The organism is Roseiterribacter gracilis (assembly GCA_018332375.1).
GTDB lineage: Bacteria > Pseudomonadota > Alphaproteobacteria > BOG-932 > Roseiterribacteraceae > Roseiterribacter > Roseiterribacter gracilis.
This window is the reverse complement of sequence record BOPV01000001.1, coordinates 1,965,796-1,981,253: the sequence shown is the minus strand read 5'-3', so window position 1 is coordinate 1,981,253 and position 15,458 is coordinate 1,965,796. Positions and strand designations below refer to the sequence as shown.

Here is a 15,458-nt window from a genome sequence, read left to right as displayed (position 1 = left end):
TCATTCTTCTCCGGCCAAGGAACGATCGATGCCGTCTATGTATGAAAGCTCGGTGCCCGTCTTTATCCGTTTGCTGGACGCGTTGGGCGGCGTGCTCAAGAAGGGCCAGCAATCCTGTACCGACCGCAAAATTCCCGAGTCGGTGATGCTGCAATCGCGCCTGGCGCCGGACATGTTCCCCTTGTCGCGGCAGGTGCAGATTGCGTGCGACATGGTCAAAGGCGGCGGCGCGCGCCTGGCTGGCGTCGCGGTTCCGTCCTACCCCGATGACGAAGTCGATTTCGCGCAGCTTCTGGCGCGGATCGAAAAGACCAAGTCGTTTCTGCGCGAACTCGACAAGGCGTCGTTCGAAGGTTCGGACAAGCGCACCGTGACCTTGAAGATCGCCGGCAACGAAATGCAGTTCGTCGGCCAGCCCTATCTGCTGCTGTTCGTGTTGCCGAACTTCTATTTCCACCTGACCGCGGCCTACGCGATTTTGCGCCACAACGGCGTTGCGCTGGAAAAGCGCGACTTCATCGGCGGCCTGCCGAATTGAACCGACAGATGCATCGCCGTTCCTTTTTGCAGACTGGCAGCGCCGCGGTCGGCGCGTTGACTCTGGCCGGTTGCACGACCGCAACCACGCCGCGTCCGCGTATCGCGTTCGATCCGACCGTGGTGCTGCATCCGATGCGCGCCGACAATGCGCGTATTCTGAAAGTCACGGTCTGCACCCGGCCGTTCCGCGCTGCCGGTCCGCGGCTCGAACTCGAACGGGTCGGTGACAAAATCGTCGTCCATAATTACGGCCATGGCGGCAGCGGCTGGTCGCTGTCCTGGGGCTACGCAAACCTTGCCGTCGAGCAAGCGCTCGCCACCGGTCAACGCGACCTGGCGGTGCTGGGCTGCGGTGCGTTGGGCCTGACCGCGGCACTAACCGCGCAACGCAACGGCGCGCATGTCACGATCTACGCCAAGGATCTTCCCGCCGAGACGCGTTCGGCCAATGCGACTGGAACCTGGTCGCCCGACTCGCGCGTTGCGTTGCAGAGCGCCGTTACGCCGGCCTTCGAACAACGCTGGGAATCGATCGCGCGCAGCAGCTTCCGCACGCATCTCTCGCTGCTGGGCGTCGAAGGTGCGCCGGTCGAATGGGTCGATCGCTATATTCTGTCGGACGAACCCTGGAACGCGCCGAACGACCCGACCGACGGGCCGGACTTTGCCGAGCTGCGGCATCTGATCCGCGGACTTGCGCCGCAATTGCAGGAAGTCGAGCCGGGCACGCATCCATTCCCGGTGCCGTATGTGAAGCGCAACGCGTCGCTGCAATTCAACGTCACCTCGCTGCAGCATCGGCTGGTGCAGGATTTCCTGGCCGCTGGCGGCAAGATTGAACGGCGCGAATTTCACGCCCCGTCCGAACTCGCCAAGCTGAAACAGAAGACGATCATCAACTGCACCGGCTATGGCGCGCGCGCCTTGTGGCGGGACGAGTCGGTCATTCCGGTGCGCGGCCAGTTGACCTGGCTGCTGCCGCAGGCCGAGGTGCGCTACGGCGTGATCTACCACGACATGATCGCGATCCCGCGCAGCGACGGGATCATCGTCCAGCGCGACACCGAAGCGACCGGCTTCAACAATCCCGATACGACGCCCGATCGCGCCGAAGCCGAACGCGCCGTCGCCTCGCTGGCCGAGCTGATGGGAAAGATGCGGACGAGCTGATCAGCCGTCCGCCGATTTCCTGGCGCGATAGGCTGCCAGGAGATCGGTGACGGCGATTCCGTCGATCGTCATGCCATCGAGCGCACTGTCGCTGATCGCAGCGTTGCGCAAATTGGCATCGCGGATCGAAAGCCCGGTTAGATTGACGTTCGACAAGCGCGCCGCCGCCAGATTCACGTCGTCGAAGATCGCGTTCGCCAGTTTGACGTTGGTGAAGCTCGACCCGGCGAGGTCGGCATCGTCGACCACCAGCAGCCGCTGCGTATTGGTCAGCGTCAGCGTCTTGCGCGTCGCTTCGCCGACATCGATGCGATTGCCGTCGGGATCAGCGAACACGAAGGCGCGCTGGCCGTAGTCTTTGTCGGCCAGCGCTTTGACGATCTGCACGCCGGCCGCTTGGCAGACCGCGTACAGCGCATCGACCTTGTCGACCAGCATGTGCGCGGCGTTCACCGTCGAGGCGACGTGGTCCGGTTTCAGATTCAGGTGAATCTCGGCCCCGTCCTTTTCGAGAATCATAAAGCCCACCGGGCTGCCATTCTCGAACACCTTCCGAAATCCGAGCACGCCGGCATAGAAATCGTGCGCGGCCTGGATGTCGCGCACGGAAATCCCGGCGGCGACGCGGCCAAATCGGATCGATGTAACTGGGTTCTGGATCATCGCTCCATCCCACGTGGTTGCCGCCGAAATCCGGCGGCCCACGACGCCGAAAATTGGTCCTTGCGGCGGGCGTCGCGTCTGCCGATCCTGCGCCTTATGCAGATCCGCTCGCTTTGCCTTGTCGCGCTGCTGGCCGCAGCACCCGCCTTCGCGCAAACGCCGCGTCCGCTCGTGCTCGACGACCAGGACAATGAGCGGGTTCTGTCCGATCCCCAATTGTCGCCCGAAGGCACGTGGATCGCCTATGCGGTCGCTGCCGTCGACAAAAAGCAGGACAAGGCGATCACGCATGTCTTCATGACGTCGTGGGACGGCAAACAGACGTTGCAGATGACGTCGACGCCCAATGCCAGCGAGAAGAAGCCGAAATTCAGCCCCGACGGCCGCTATCTGGCGTTCTTATCAGGACGCGGCGATGAGAAAGAGATCGAACAGTTGTGGCTGCTCGATCGTGCCGGCGGTGAGGCCGAGAAGATCACCGAGACCAAAGGTTCGATCAACGACTATGCCTGGTCACCCGACGGCAAACGCCTGGCGCTGATCGTTGAAGACGCCGATCCCGACGAGGACGAAGAGGGCGAAGCGAAAGACAAGAAGAAAGCCAAGAAGCCGATCGTCATCGACCGGTTTCACTTCAAGGAAGATATCGACGGCTATCTCGGCAAGAAGCGTGACCGGCTGCACGTGCTCGATCTTGCCGACCGCAAGCTGACGCGCATCACCAGCGGCGAGTTCGATGATGCGATGCCGGCCTGGTCGCCCGACGGCAAACGCATCGCTTTCGTATCGCGGCGCAGCCGTCCCGATTTCGACCGCGACGACAATTACGACGTGTTTCTGGTCGATGCCGTCGAGAACGCGACGCCGCGCGCGCTGACCACCTATCCGGCGGCTGACAACAAACCCGACTATAAAAGCCCGCTTGCGTTCAGCCCTGACGGAACCCAGCTCGCCTATCTGCAGGGACCGTCGCTGAAACTGTTCGAATATGGCGTGCGCAAATTGGCGGTCGTGCCGGTCGGCGGCGGCGCACCGCGTCTATTCGCGGAATCGCTGGATCGCAACGTGCGCGCGCCGGTGTGGAGCAAAGACGGCAAGTCGATCCGCCTTCTGGTCGAAGACGATCGCACCGTCTATCTGGGCGAGGTCTCGTTGCGCGACGGCGCGTTGAAGTCGGTGTTGCAGGGACGCAATGTCGTCGGCGCCTATGTCGCCGCGGCGGGCAAAGAAGCGGTGCTGTTAAGCACGCCAACTGCGCCGGCCGAAATTTTCGCGCTCGACAACGGCAAGCCACGGCAGGTGACCAAGCACAATGCCTGGCTGCAAACAGTGCAGACGACGCCGGCCGATGAGATCGCATTCAAAAGCGCCGACGGAACCGAGATCCACGGCTTGCTCTACAAGCCGCCGGGCTTTGTTGCCGGGCGCAAATATCCGACCGTGCTGCGCATCCATGGCGGGCCGCAGGCGCAATATCAGTTGAGCTATTCGTTCGAAATGCAGCTGCTTGCGGCGCGTGGCTATCTCGTCGTCACCGCCAATCCACGCGGCAGCACCGGTCGCGGCGAAGCCTTCTCCAGCGCGATCTATGCATCGTGGGGCAAGAAAGACGGCGACGACGTGTTGGCTGCGGTCGACTATGTCGTCGCGCAGGGCATGGCCGATCCGGCGCGGCTCGGCGTCGGCGGTTGGTCCTATGGCGGGCTTCTGACCAACTATGTCATCGCACGCGACACGCGCTTCAAAGTTGCGACCAGCGGTGCCAGCGCGTCGAACATTCTGGCTGGCTACGGCACCGACCAATATACGCGCGACTATGAAATGGAACTGGGTCGCCCGTGGGAAGCGACGCAGACCTGGCTGAATCTGTCGGATCCGTTCCTGCACGCCGACCGGATCAAGACGCCGACTCTGTTTCTGTGCGGCGAGAAGGACTTCAACGTTCCGCTGCTGAATTCGGAACAAATGTACCAGGCGCTGAAGAGTCTTGGGCTCGACACGCAGTTGGTGATCTATCCCGGCCAGTTTCACGGCATCAAACGGCCCAGCTACAAGCGCGACGTGCTGGAACGCTATCTCGCCTGGTACGACAAATATCTCGGCGGCAGCGCGAAAGAAGGCGGCGCGCCGTAAACGTCATGCCGGCTTGATCACGTCCAGTGCGCGCAGCGATTTTGCCGCGTCGTCGAGAAAGGCGCGGGTGCGCGTCGGCAGATGCCGCGCGCTGGGAACGACGAGTTGCACCGCCAGCGGCGGTGGCTCGAAGTCGGGCAGCACGCGCACCAGCGTGCCCGCCGCAATCTCGTTGGCGACCTGATACGACAAAGCGCGACCGATGCCGCGTCCGGCGCGTACGGCGATCAACATCGCGTCGATCTCGTTGACCATGAGGCGCGGCACGACGCGGATCAGCAGCTCACGCTTGCGGCCGCCGCCGAAGCGCCATTCGCTGGCCAGCGGGTTGCTCGACGTCGTCACCAGCTCGTGCGTGGGAAGTTCGTCGGGCGTGCGCGGCGTGCCGTGCGCTGCGAGATAGGCCGGGCTGGCGACCAGCACGCGCCGGACTTCGCCGACTTTGCGCGCAACCAGGCTTGAATCGGCCAGCGCGCCGATGCGCACCGCGACGTCGATTTTTTCTTCGACCATGTCAAGCCAGCGGTCGCTAAGCACGAAGTCGATGCGCACCAGCGGCTGCGCCTGCAGGAAGTTCGCGATGATCGGCGTGACGTGGCGGCGGCCGAACACCAACGGCGCGGTGACGCGCAACAACCCGCGCACGCCGCCGCCATCGCCTGCGACATCCATCGCTTCGTCATAGGTGGCGAGCAACGGCCGTACGCGTTCGGCCAGTGTGCGGCCTGCTTCGGTCGGGGCCAGGCGACGCGTGGTGCGCTCGACCAGGCGCACGCCCAACCGTTCTTCTAGCCCAGCCAATGCGCGCGTTACCGCGGGCGGCGATTTGTGCAGCTTCCGCGCCGCCGCAGCGAAACTCCCGCTGTCGAGGATCGAAAGAAAGATCGCGAGTTCGTCGAGCCGGTCCATGCTTGGGCGCTTCGCACCGTGAACTGCGCCCCACCGGCGCGGAGCGCCGGTGAAGCAATGGGCCCCATGGGACGACGATCATTCCACCGAACGCAAGAGTACCTTGCAATCTGGTTCGGTTCTGATGCCGCGCGCGGGACGCTAGATAAGAGCCAACGGGAGGGGACAATGACGGAACGAATTCTCTATTCGACCAGCCTGTCAGGGCACGGGCACCGGGTTGAGCTGCTGCTGGACCTGCTGGGCCTGACCTACAAATTCGTCGATGCGCCGGCCGACGTGCGCAAGACGCCCGAATTCGCCGCGCTCAATCCGCTGCAGCAGATTCCAGTGCTGCAAGATGGCGACGTCATTCTCACCGACAGCAACGCGATCCTGGTCTATCTCGCCAAGACCTATGACCGCAGCGGCAAGTGGTTGCCCGATACGCCGCTCGAAGCAGCGCGCGTGCAGCGCTTCCTGTCGATTGCGGCCGGCGAGGTGATGTACGGACCCGGCATCGCGCGCCGCGTGTTGCAGTTCGGCATGTCGGGCGATCCCGTGTCGGCGACACAGATTGCCGAACGGCTGTTGCGCTTTCTCGAACAGCATCTTGCCGACAAGGACTATCTCGCGACGACCCATCCGACGATCGCCGATCTCGCTTGCTACTCGTATGTCGCGCATGCGCCCGAAGGCGGCATCCCGCTCGACCCGTATCCGTCGGTGCAGGCGTGGATCGCGCGGATCGAATCCATTCCAGGCTTTCGCGGCATGCCGCGCCTGCCGATTCCCCAGGTTGCGTGATGCAGGAATTCATCGGCCAGTCGCCGTTCCACGCCGGCGAGATCGAAGCGCAGCTTCGTGCCGGCGTGCAGCTGCGCGGCGCGCCGATCCGCGATTTCATGCCCGATCAGCATCGCGCTTTCTTCGCGATGCTGCCGTTCGTGGTGATCGCGACCAATGACGCGGCCGGTTGGCCGGTGGCGTCGACGCTCGCAGGACCGCAAGGCTTCATCGCCAGCCCCGACCCGCAGCATCTCGTTATTGATGCAGGACCGGATGCGATCGACCCGATCGCGCCGTTGCTGGTGCCGCATGCGCCGTTCGCATTGTTGGGCATCGATCTCGCAACCCGCCGGCGCAACCGCGCCAATGGGCGCGTGGTCGCGCGTGACGAACAGGGGCTGCAGCTCGAAGTGCTGCAGAGCTTCGGCAATTGCCCGCAATATATTCAAGGACGGCAGGCCTATTACGTGCCGCCGGCCGAAACGAGCGCGCTCGAACGGCTGCCGCAACTCGATGAAGAAGCGTTGGCGCAGATCCGCAACGCCGACACGTTCTTTGTCGCCACTTCGACGGCGACGCGCAGCGGTCCTGCGTTCGGTGCCGACATTTCGCATCGTGGCGGGCGGCCCGGCTTCGTGCGCATCGATGACGGGAATCTGCTGACGATCCCCGACTTTCGCGGCAACCGCTATTTCAACACGCTCGGCAATCTGCTGCTCGAACCGCGCGCGGGATTGTTGTTCATCGACTTTGATCGCGGCGACCTGCTGCACGTGCAGGGAACGACCGAAATTCTGTGGGACGGGCCCGAGCTGGACCGCATCGAAGGCGCCGAACGTGTGTGGCGCGTGCGCGTCGAACGGGTCTGGCGTCGCCGGGACGCGGTGCCGTTGCGCTGGGTCTTTCGAGAGTTTTCGCCGGTCACGCTTGCGACCGGCGAATGGTTGCCCAGTTAGGGCATGTTGCTCGCGCTGCAGGTGAAGGCGCCGCCGTCTTTGCGTTCCCACAACGAGATCGGCACCGGTTCGCGCAGGATCTTCTGGCGAAAATACGCTGCGTTGGTACGCGCCGCGGTCGCCGACATCTGCCCCAGCAGGATCGGGTCGGGCAATTCTTCCTGGTCGACATAGGTCGCCAGGCGCGCACGCGCAGCCGGGCTGATGGTCTCAGCGACGTGCAGGACCGCTTTGATCGGCTTGGCGCCGAATCGAAGCGAGAGTTGGAAAGCGACGGTGTTTTCGGTCATGGCGCGCGACCCTAAAGCATCCGGGCGCGCCCGTCCGATTTAAGCAGCCGAAGCCGGCCTTTTTTGGTTTTGGCGGCCGAACGGCGGGTCTGGTTGCCTGGCCAGTTCCATTGCCCGAGCAATTGTCCGTCCCGGCGCCTGGACGAAACTATCCGGGCTGCGGGCACGTTGGTGCGGCATGACCCTTGGTGCGCGCGACCCGGGCGGCATTGCTGCCGCACCGAACGAGCCTGGGCCGGCATCGGGGCGTGGCATCCGCGTGCGGCCGACGGACCGGCGTGGCTATGAGACCGCTTTGTCGATCCTGGCCGGCTTGGCGATCGTCGGCGCGCTGTATGTCGGGCGCGAGATCTTCATTCCCTTCGTCGTCGCGACCTTGCTTGCTTTTATTCTAGGCCCGCCGGTGCGGCGGCTGCGCCGGGCCGGCAGCGGCCGCATTTTCTCGGTCGCAATCGTCGTCGCCGTCGCGGTCGCAGTGGTTGCCAGTCTCGGCTTCGTCGTCGGCGGGCAGCTGACGGCGCTGGTCGGACAGTTGCCCGACTATCAGCGCAACGTGCAAACCAAGCTGCGGGCCCTGAAACAAGAGGGCCAGTCCGACATCGTCACGCGCGCCACCAACATGGTCGAGACCTTGCAGGCCGAACTGGATGGTTCGCGCGACCAACCGAAGAAGCCGGCGCCAAATGTGCCGCCGACCACGCCGCCGCTGCCGGTCGAGATTCATCAACCGCCGCCATCGTCGCTCCAACTGCTGGAGAATTTCGTAGCACCGCTGCTGCGCCCGCTGGGTGTTGCGGCGCTGGTGTTGGTGTTTTTGATTTTCTTGCTGCTGCAACGCGAAGATCTGCGCGACCGGCTGATCCGGATTGCAGGCTCGCACGATATTCACCGCACCACCGCCGCGCTTGACGATGCGGCGCGGCGCGTCAGCCGCTATCTGCTGGTCCAGCTTTTCGTCAATGCAGCCTTCGGTCTGCAGATCGGACTCGGCCTGTGGCTGATCGGAATTCCCAATCCGCTATTGTGGGGATTGGCGGCGTGGGTGCTGCGCTTCATTCCGGTGCTGGGCCCTATTCTCGCCAGCCTGTGTCCGATCGTGCTCGGCGTTGCGGTCGATCCGGGCTGGTCGATGGCATTGTGGACGATGGCGCTGTTTTTCAGCGTCGAAGTCGTCACCGGTAATCTGATCGAACCGCTGCTCTACGGGCACAGCACGGGCCTGTCGCCGCTTGCCTATATGGTGGCGATCACCTTCTGGGCGTGGTTGTGGGGACCGATCGGTCTGCTGGTCGCAACGCCGCTGACTGTGTGTCTCGTCGTGCTGGGACGGCACGTGCCGCAATTCGAAACCATCGCGGTGCTGCTCGGCAATGAAGAGGTGCTGGCGCCGGAAGAAACCTTCTATCAACGGCTGCTGGCAGGCGACGCGATCGAAGCGGGCACGCAAGCCGAAGCGTTTCTCACCAACCGTACGCTCGACGCGTTCTTTGCCGATGTCGTGCTGCCGGCGCTGGCTTTGGCGCAGAACGACGTCGATCGCGGTTCGTTGAGCCCGCCCGACCAGCAGCGTCTGGTCGAGCATATGCTGAGCGTAATCGATCTCGTGTCGGATCTCGCGGTCGAAGAAAGCAATTCTCCCGAAGAGCGCGCCGCCGCACCGCGTCTGGAACATGACGTGCCGGTTCTGTGCGTGCCCGGCCGCGGTGCGCTGGACATGCCGGCGGCCGTGGTCGTGGCGCGTCTGCTGGCGCTGCGCGACATCGGCACGCGGATCAGCAGCAGCATGTCGTCGTTGGCGACCGAAGATCTGTCGACCGTCGCAATCGCGTGCCAGTGTTTTGCGCGCGCGCCCAGCCCGGCCTATGTGCGCATTGCGCATCGCCGCCTGCGTCGCGGCGTGCCGCCCAACGTGCCGGTGCTGCTGGCTTTGTTCGGGCAGACGAGCGACGTCGAACGCAGCGCCGAATCGAACGGTGCCGAAGGCGTCGCAACGACGTTGCGCGAAACGGTTGAGAAACTTGCGACCGCGGTTGCGGCGCTACGCGGGACGAACTTGGCCAGCCGCGCCGACAACGCGGCCGATTGATCCGCGCGTCGGATCGCGCGGCAGATGGATCGTAAAGCTCGATCCCGTTCCTGGCCCGCTTTCGACTGTAATCTTGCCGCGCTGCGCATGGATCAAGGTGCGCGCGATCGTGAGACCTAGGCCGGTGCTGCGTTCGCCGCCGGTGGGGCGGGCAGCGCCGGTTTCGAATTCGCCGAACAGCCGCGTCAGCTCGGGCGCTGCAATGCCGGGACCCTGATCGGTGACGACGAAGCGAATTTCGTCGTCGGCGTCGATCAGCTCGATTGTGACGATGCTGCCGCGCGGGCTGAATTTCAGCGCATTGCCCGCCAGATTGTCCAAGGCCTGTCCGGTGCGCGCGGGATCGAACCAGGCGAAGCAGGGGCCGGGCGTGCGAACTTGCAGCAACAGCGATTTGCGCTCGGCGGTGAGGCGCAGCAATTCGCAGCGCTGGCGCAGCCAGCTCGACGCTTCGACATCTTCGTTCTGGATTGCGACCGAGCCGTTTTCGATCGCTGCCACGTCGAGCAGATCGTCCATCAGACGCAACGCGGCTTCGCTGCCGGCTTGCACCGCATGCAGCAAACGATCGCGGGACCGGTCCGACGGCGTCGACAGCAGCAGCTCGCTTGCCGCGTGAATCGATCCGACCGGGTTGCGCAGATCGTGCGCGACCAGCCGCAGCACGCGGTCGCGCGATTCGACCGCCTCGGTCAAAGCGCGCGTGCGTTCCTCGACCAAGGTCTGCATGCGCCGTCGCACCGAATCGGCCAGCAAGGCAGCCGCACCGAACGGCATCGCCAGCATCGGGACGGCGGTCAGCCACTGCCAGATCGGCTGCCACGGGACGAGCTGCGATGCGGCGGCGGTCTGGATGCCCAGCGACAGCGCAGTCGGAATGGCGAAAGCCAGGATCAGCAGCTTGTGCTGCGAGCGTGTGACCAGCGCCCAGATGCACAACACGGATCCTGCAACCAGCGCGGCGGTGATGCAGAGATTGGTCAGCGGCAGGCCGATCGACGACGGCAGCACAGGCACCACAAGAAGCGCCGCAAAAGCAGTCGGCGCCAGGGTGCGGATGGTGCGCGCCAGACGCTTCGTTTTGTCGAGCTGCAGGAAATGCAGCGCGAAGAGCAGGATCGACGCGTAAAAGCCGCCGATGAAGAACTGATAGAGAAACCGGTTCAGCGCCGGTTCGAGCAACGCCGTCGGCCAGGTGACGCGGTCGAGCCCGAGAAACATCTGCGCCAGCGGCAGACCGAACAGCGACATCGCAAGGCCGTTGCGATGCACTGCCCCGCCGAGCCGGTACCACATCGACGCGAAGGCGAGCGCGGTGACCAGCAAGGCGCCCAACAGCAGCATGATCGTATGTTCGAACTGCTGGTCGCGCGCAGCCGCCGCATTCAGCGATTCGATACGCAGCGGTGCCGCTGAAATGTAGTGCGTGCGCATGCGCAGATAGACGGTGATCTGCGGCTCGCCCAGATGAAACAGTTTCAGCGACGACCAGCGGCCGTCGCGCGCGCGCAACCCGCCTTCGCTCTGGCGCAGCACGTTGCCGGCACGATCGACTGCAAACAGGTCGATGATGTCGGCACGGACGGCGTTGCTCGCGATCTGAAAGTCGGGCTGCGGCGGCAGATCGATCGTGACCCGGAACCAGACCGTACCGTCGCGCGGCGCCACCGACGGGCGCGGCGTGCCGACCGGGTGAAACCGTGCCTGCAACGCCGGCGACAGAACGTCCTGGATCGTCGCGTCGTCGCCGGCACCGTCGAGCCGCTCCAGCTCCGCACCAATCACAGTGGTTTCACCGTCAATGGCGGGCACGGTTGCGCCGATGCCCGGCCGGGCGATCAGCAACAGCAGCAGAAGAAGGAGAGGCAGTGTGCGCACGCCGTCTTTTTTGGCGTGAAATCCTTTCTGAATTGGCAAAGGACAGAAGACCTCGACCGAGCCTGTTCGTCTGACGAACGTCAGCCGGCGCTCCGTGCAATCGGTAACGAGGTCGAATCCTTCAAGCTGCGCATGACGAAACTAGACCGCAGGTCCTTGACGCCCGGCAGCAGCCGCAGCCGGTCGAGCACGAAGGTCGAAAAGGAGCGCAGATCCGCCGCCGCAATATGCAGCAGCGCGTCGAAGCCGCCCGATACGATGTGACAGGAGACGACTTCCGGCATGGCGCGAATCTCGCGCGCGAACCGATCGGCGGTTTGCTCGTTGAAATTCTCCAGCACCAAGGTGACGAAGGCGATCAAGCCGACGCCGACGAAATCCGGCTCCAGCCCCAGATGATAGCCGGTGATGACGCGGTCTTCTTCGAGTCGCTTGATCCGGCGCGAGCAGGTCGACTCGGTCAGGCCGATTTTCTCCGCGATCTCGACGTTGCTGGCGCGCGCATTGTCCCGCAGCGCGCCGAGGATCTTGATGTCGAACGCATCCAGCGCCGGCACGTCCGGTCGTGCCGCACGTTCGATCATTCCAGGTTCTTTTGCGGCTTTCTTGCGCACGGATCACCTATCTTGCTGGTTTCCTGCAGAATAGGCCTGGGAAGCGGGCCAGAATGCAAGGACGTCGCGCAAGCCTCCGGCGTACCCATGCCCACCTAAACAGGAGGACTGGACGTGCAGGCAACGACACTCGGCTATCCCCGCATCGGCCGCGCGCGCGATTTAAAGCGTGCGCTGGAATCGTTCTGGAGCGGCGAGCGGTCGGAAGCCGATCTCGAAGCGACGGCGAGCCGGCTGCGCGCGACCGCGCGCGACACCCAACGCGCCGCGGGTTTGGACGTCGTGCCGTGCGGTGACTTCTCGCTCTACGACCATGTGCTCGATACCGCGCTCGCGGTCGGCATTGTGCCCGAACGCTTCGCCGGCCTGACCGGCCTGCGCCGCTATTTCGCGATGGCGCGCGGCGAGAAGGGCGGTGCGGCGCCGCTCGAAATGACCAAATGGTTCGACACCAACTATCACCATCTGGTGCCCGAACTGGTGCGCGGGCAGCGCTTTCAGCTCAGCGACGCGGCGCAGCTACTGTCCTATCGCGAAGCAAGCGCCGGCGGCGTTGCGCGCCCGGTGCTGCTGGGGCCGGTGACGTTGCTACATCTGTCGAAAGCGCCGGGCTTCGATCCGCTCGATCTGCTCGACGGTCTGTTGCCAGTCTATGCGAATTTGCTGCGCGTGCTGAAATCGGCCGGCGCCGATTGGGTGCAGATCGACGAGCCGGTTCTGGCGCTCGACGCCAACGAACGTCTGCAGGCCGCATTGCGCCGCACCTATGACGCATTGGCGTTCGAGCAACGGCCCAAGCTGTTGCTGACCTCGTACTTCGCGCCGCTGGGCGACAATCTGGATTTGGTCGCAACGCTGCCGGTCGAAGGCGTGCATCTCGATCTCGTGCACGGTGCCGCCGATCTGCAACCTGCGTTGGCCAAGATTCCGGCCGACAAGGTCCTGTCGCTGGGCGTCGTCGACGGCCGCAATGTCTGGCGCTGCGATTTGCGGCGTGCCCTGACGACGATCCGCACGGTTGCCGATCGGCGCGACGCGTCGCGCCTGCTCGTCGCGCCAAGCTGCTCGCTGCTGCACGTGCCGGTGTCGCTCGGGCGCGAACACAGGCTGGACCCTGAGCTGAAAAGCTGGCTCGCCTTTGCCGATGAGAAGCTGGGCGAGATCGCGACCTTGTCCAAAGGTGCGGTCTATGGCGCCGGCGCAATCGAACAAGAGCTGCGCGTATCGGATTTGGTCGTTGCCTGCCGCGCCGCCTCGTCGCGCGTGCGCAACGAAACCATCCGCGCGCGCGTCCGCTCGTTCGATGCCAAATCGTGGAAGCGCAAAAGCTACGACGCGCGCGCCACCGCCCAGCGTGCGACCTTGGCCTTGCCGCTGCTGCCGACCACGACGATCGGCTCGTTCCCGCAAACCGACGATATTCGCCAAGCCCGCGCCGCTCATCGTCGCGGCACGTTGGACACGGCAGGCTACGACCAGGCGATGCGCGACGCAGTCGCCTATGCCGTCGCGGCGCAAGAGGACATCGGTCTCGACGTGCTGGTGCACGGCGAACCCGAACGCAACGACATGGTCGAGTTCTTCGGCGAACAGCTTGACGGGTTTGCGGTGACCGAAGCGGGCTGGGTGCAGTCCTACGGGTCGCGCTGCGTCAAGCCGCCGATCCTGTTCGGCGACGTGCAGCGGCGAAACGCAATGACCGTCGATCTTGCCGTCTACGCGCAGTCGCTGTCGAAGAAGCCGGTGAAGGGCATGCTGACCGGGCCGGTCACGATCCTCAAATGGTCGTTCGTGCGCGACGACCAGCCGTTGGAAGCAACCTGTCGGCAGATTGCGGTCGCCATTCGCGACGAAGTCATCGACCTCGAACGCGCTGGCTTGCGCGTCGTGCAGGTCGATGAAGCAGCGCTGCGCGAAGCCCTGCCGCTGGAAGCATCGCAACGCGCCAATTTCCTGCGCTGGGCGGTGGAGTCATTCCGCATCGCGACCGGCGGCGTCGGCGATGCGACGCAGATCCACACCCATATGTGCTACGCGGAATTCTCCGACATCATGGCGGCGATCGAAGCGTTGGACGCCGACGTGATTTCGATCGAAGCGGCGCGCTCCGACATGTCGATCCTGTCTTCGGTGGCGGGGCACCGGCTGAACGAGGTCGGTCCTGGCGTGTACGACATTCACTCGCCGCGCGTTCCCGACGAAGCAGAGCTGGCCGGCTTGATCCGGACGGCGGTGCGCAGCTACGCGCCCGAACGCGTGTGGGTGAATCCCGATTGCGGGCTCAAGACGCGGGCTTGGCGCGACGTCGATCCGGCGCTGCGGGCGCTGGTCGCAGCCGCCAAGACGGTGCGCGCGGAGCTGGCGCAATGAGCGCGCTGACCTTGGACGTCGATCCAGCTGCCGCGTTGCAAGAGGCACGGCGGATCGGCCTTGCTTTGTTCGACGATATCGAACGCGATCTGGTCCGGCCCGGCATTACTGAGTCGGAACTAAGCCGCGAGATTCACGATCTCGCGCGCAGCGCCTACGGAATCAAACTCCATTGGCATAAGCGCGTCGTGCGTGCGGGCGTGAATACGTTGCTGCCCTATGCGCACGAGCCGCCCGACCGCGTGATCGAAGAGGACGACATCTTGTTCGTCGATCTCGGGCCGGTTCTGGCTGCGTGGGAGGCCGATCTTGGCCGCACCTATGTGCTGGGGGACGATTCGCGCAAACATCAGTTGCGCATCGACTTGCCGCGCGTCTACGCGGCGATCGAGCACCTGTTCCGCGCCGAGCCCGATCTTACCGGCGCTGCGTTGTTCGACTTTGCCGTCGCGATGTCACGCGATCTGGGCTGGGGCTTTGGCGGCGAAATCGCCGGTCATCTGATCGGCGAATTCCCGCACAAGAAGATTCCCGCCGAGCTGCGCCATTCCTATGTCGCGCCCGGCAACGATCTGCCGATGCGTGCGCCGGATGTGCGCGGTTTGGCGCGCCATTGGATCGCCGAAGTGCATCTTGTCGACGAGGCGCGCCAGTTCGGCGGGTTCTACGAGGACCTGCTTCAGGCGTAGCCGACCAGATGCAGGAATAGCACGAGCTGCGCGATGAAACCGACGGTGAAGGCCACGGTGCGCAACACGGGAACGCCGAACGTATAGACCAACGCGTGCGCGACCCGGGCCCAGAAGAACACCGCACACCACATCGCCGTCGTCGCTGTCGACATGCCTGCAATCGGCACCGCCAGCGCCAGCGGTGCGAAGACGGTGAGGTTCTCGATCGCGTTGCGATGCGCCTTTTGCAGACGCAGCGCCCACGAAGCCGTCGGTTGGTCGGGAGCGGGGTCGCGCAACGTCGGCCACATGCTTTTCTCGCGGATCCGATTGAGGATCAGCGGCACCCACAGCACGCCGGTGAACATGGCCGTAAGCGCGGTGTAGGTAATTTCTGGTGATGGCATCGG

General features: G+C 64.4%; 14 protein-coding genes. 8 read left to right on the top strand and 6 right to left on the bottom strand.

Features of this window, described 5'->3' with window-relative positions; genetic code table 11:
• Window positions 1-28 precede the first annotated feature (28 nt).
• Entirely contained in the window at window positions 29-538 is a 510-nt protein-coding gene (locus tag TMPK1_RS09825) for a DUF1993 domain-containing protein (RefSeq protein ID WP_420242814.1), read from the top strand.
• Between the two features lie 8 nt (window positions 539-546).
• Entirely contained in the window at window positions 547-1,710 is a 1,164-nt protein-coding gene (locus TMPK1_RS09820) for an FAD-dependent oxidoreductase (RefSeq protein WP_420242813.1), read from the top strand.
• Here the strand turns inward: TMPK1_RS09820 and TMPK1_RS09815 are convergent, their stop codons facing one another.
• Entirely contained in the window at window positions 1,711-2,373 is a 663-nt protein-coding gene (locus tag TMPK1_RS09815) for a VOC family protein (RefSeq protein ID WP_420242812.1), read from the bottom strand. It abuts the gene before it with no gap.
• Between the two features lie 96 nt (window positions 2,374-2,469).
• Here TMPK1_RS09815 and TMPK1_RS09810 point away from each other — a divergent pair, with 96 nt between their 5' ends.
• Window positions 2,470-4,506, top strand: a complete 2,037-nt coding sequence (locus TMPK1_RS09810; protein WP_420242811.1) for a S9 family peptidase — start codon at window positions 2,470-2,472, stop codon at window positions 4,504-4,506.
• A gap of 3 nt (window positions 4,507-4,509) precedes the next feature.
• Here the strand turns inward: TMPK1_RS09810 and TMPK1_RS09805 are convergent, their stop codons facing one another.
• Entirely contained in the window at window positions 4,510-5,415 is a 906-nt protein-coding gene (locus TMPK1_RS09805) for a LysR family transcriptional regulator (RefSeq protein WP_420242809.1), read from the bottom strand.
• Between the two features lie 168 nt (window positions 5,416-5,583).
• On the opposite strand from TMPK1_RS09805, the gene TMPK1_RS09800 reads away from it, so the two are divergent.
• Both TMPK1_RS09800 and TMPK1_RS09795 read left to right on the top strand, forming a co-directional pair.
• Window positions 5,584-6,201, top strand: a complete 618-nt coding sequence (locus TMPK1_RS09800) for a glutathione S-transferase (RefSeq protein ID WP_420242808.1) — start codon at window positions 5,584-5,586, stop codon at window positions 6,199-6,201.
• Window positions 6,201-7,139: a pyridoxamine 5'-phosphate oxidase family protein gene (locus TMPK1_RS09795; RefSeq protein WP_420242807.1), complete on the top strand. Its 939-nt coding sequence runs from the start codon at window positions 6,201-6,203 to the stop codon at window positions 7,137-7,139. The genes TMPK1_RS09800 and TMPK1_RS09795 overlap by 1 nt, the downstream gene beginning before the upstream one ends.
• On the opposite strand, the gene TMPK1_RS09790 is transcribed toward TMPK1_RS09795, so the two are convergent.
• Entirely contained in the window at window positions 7,136-7,429 is a 294-nt protein-coding gene (locus TMPK1_RS09790) for a hypothetical protein (RefSeq protein ID WP_420242806.1), read from the bottom strand. The genes TMPK1_RS09795 and TMPK1_RS09790 overlap by 4 nt on opposite strands.
• A 178-nt stretch (window positions 7,430-7,607) precedes the next feature.
• On the opposite strand from TMPK1_RS09790, the gene TMPK1_RS09785 reads away from it, so the two are divergent.
• On the top strand, window positions 7,608-9,515 hold the full coding sequence (locus TMPK1_RS09785) for an AI-2E family transporter (RefSeq protein WP_420242805.1): 1,908 nt from the start codon (window positions 7,608-7,610) through the stop codon (window positions 9,513-9,515).
• Here the strand turns inward: TMPK1_RS09785 and TMPK1_RS09780 are convergent.
• Together TMPK1_RS09780 and TMPK1_RS09775 are read right to left on the bottom strand one after the other, a co-directional pair.
• Window positions 9,468-11,393 (bottom strand): sensor histidine kinase, encoded by a 1,926-nt coding sequence (locus tag TMPK1_RS09780; protein WP_420242803.1) that lies wholly within the window; start codon window positions 11,391-11,393, stop codon window positions 9,468-9,470. The genes TMPK1_RS09785 and TMPK1_RS09780 overlap by 48 nt on opposite strands.
• Window positions 11,394-11,473: 80 nt before the next feature.
• Window positions 11,474-11,977: an Lrp/AsnC family transcriptional regulator gene (locus TMPK1_RS09775; protein WP_420242802.1), complete on the bottom strand. Its 504-nt coding sequence runs from the start codon at window positions 11,975-11,977 to the stop codon at window positions 11,474-11,476.
• A gap of 144 nt (window positions 11,978-12,121) precedes the next feature.
• On the opposite strand from TMPK1_RS09775, the gene metE reads away from it, so the two are divergent.
• Both metE and TMPK1_RS09765 read left to right on the top strand, forming a co-directional pair.
• Window positions 12,122-14,377, top strand: coding sequence for a 5-methyltetrahydropteroyltriglutamate--homocysteine S-methyltransferase (gene metE / locus TMPK1_RS09770; protein WP_420242800.1), 2,256 nt, complete (start codon window positions 12,122-12,124; stop codon window positions 14,375-14,377).
• Window positions 14,374-15,066, top strand: a complete 693-nt coding sequence (locus TMPK1_RS09765) for a M24 family metallopeptidase (RefSeq protein ID WP_420242799.1) — start codon at window positions 14,374-14,376, stop codon at window positions 15,064-15,066. Before metE ends, TMPK1_RS09765 begins: the two co-directional genes overlap by 4 nt.
• On the opposite strand, the gene TMPK1_RS09760 is transcribed toward TMPK1_RS09765, so the two are convergent.
• Complete coding sequence (locus TMPK1_RS09760) at window positions 15,057-15,455, bottom strand: MAPEG family protein (RefSeq protein WP_420242798.1); 399 nt, start codon at window positions 15,453-15,455, stop codon at window positions 15,057-15,059. The genes TMPK1_RS09765 and TMPK1_RS09760 overlap by 10 nt on opposite strands.
• Window positions 15,456-15,458: the final 3 nt, after the last annotated feature.

Excerpts from the sequence above, each read along its gene's own strand:
- TMPK1_RS09790 (WP_420242806.1), bottom strand. The coding sequence starts at position 7,429 with ATGACCGAAAACACCGTCGCTTTCCAACTCTCGCTTCGATTCGGCGCC.
- TMPK1_RS09800 (WP_420242808.1), top strand. The coding sequence starts at position 5,584 with ATGACGGAACGAATTCTCTATTCGACCAGCCTGTCAGGGCACGGGCAC.
- TMPK1_RS09825 (WP_420242814.1), top strand. The coding sequence starts at position 29 with ATGCCGTCTATGTATGAAAGCTCGGTGCCCGTCTTTATCCGTTTGCTG.
- TMPK1_RS09805 (WP_420242809.1), bottom strand. The coding sequence starts at position 5,415 with ATGGACCGGCTCGACGAACTCGCGATCTTTCTTTCGATCCTCGACAGC.
- TMPK1_RS09815 (WP_420242812.1), bottom strand. The coding sequence starts at position 2,373 with ATGATCCAGAACCCAGTTACATCGATCCGATTTGGCCGCGTCGCCGCC.
- TMPK1_RS09820 (WP_420242813.1), top strand. The coding sequence starts at position 547 with ATGCATCGCCGTTCCTTTTTGCAGACTGGCAGCGCCGCGGTCGGCGCG.
- TMPK1_RS09785 (WP_420242805.1), top strand. The coding sequence starts at position 7,608 with ATGACCCTTGGTGCGCGCGACCCGGGCGGCATTGCTGCCGCACCGAAC.
- TMPK1_RS09795 (WP_420242807.1), top strand. The coding sequence starts at position 6,201 with ATGCAGGAATTCATCGGCCAGTCGCCGTTCCACGCCGGCGAGATCGAA.
- TMPK1_RS09775 (WP_420242802.1), bottom strand. The coding sequence starts at position 11,977 with ATGATCGAACGTGCGGCACGACCGGACGTGCCGGCGCTGGATGCGTTC.
- TMPK1_RS09760 (WP_420242798.1), bottom strand. The coding sequence starts at position 15,455 with ATGCCATCACCAGAAATTACCTACACCGCGCTTACGGCCATGTTCACC.
- TMPK1_RS09765 (WP_420242799.1), top strand. The coding sequence starts at position 14,374 with ATGAGCGCGCTGACCTTGGACGTCGATCCAGCTGCCGCGTTGCAAGAG.
- TMPK1_RS09810 (WP_420242811.1), top strand. The coding sequence starts at position 2,470 with ATGCAGATCCGCTCGCTTTGCCTTGTCGCGCTGCTGGCCGCAGCACCC.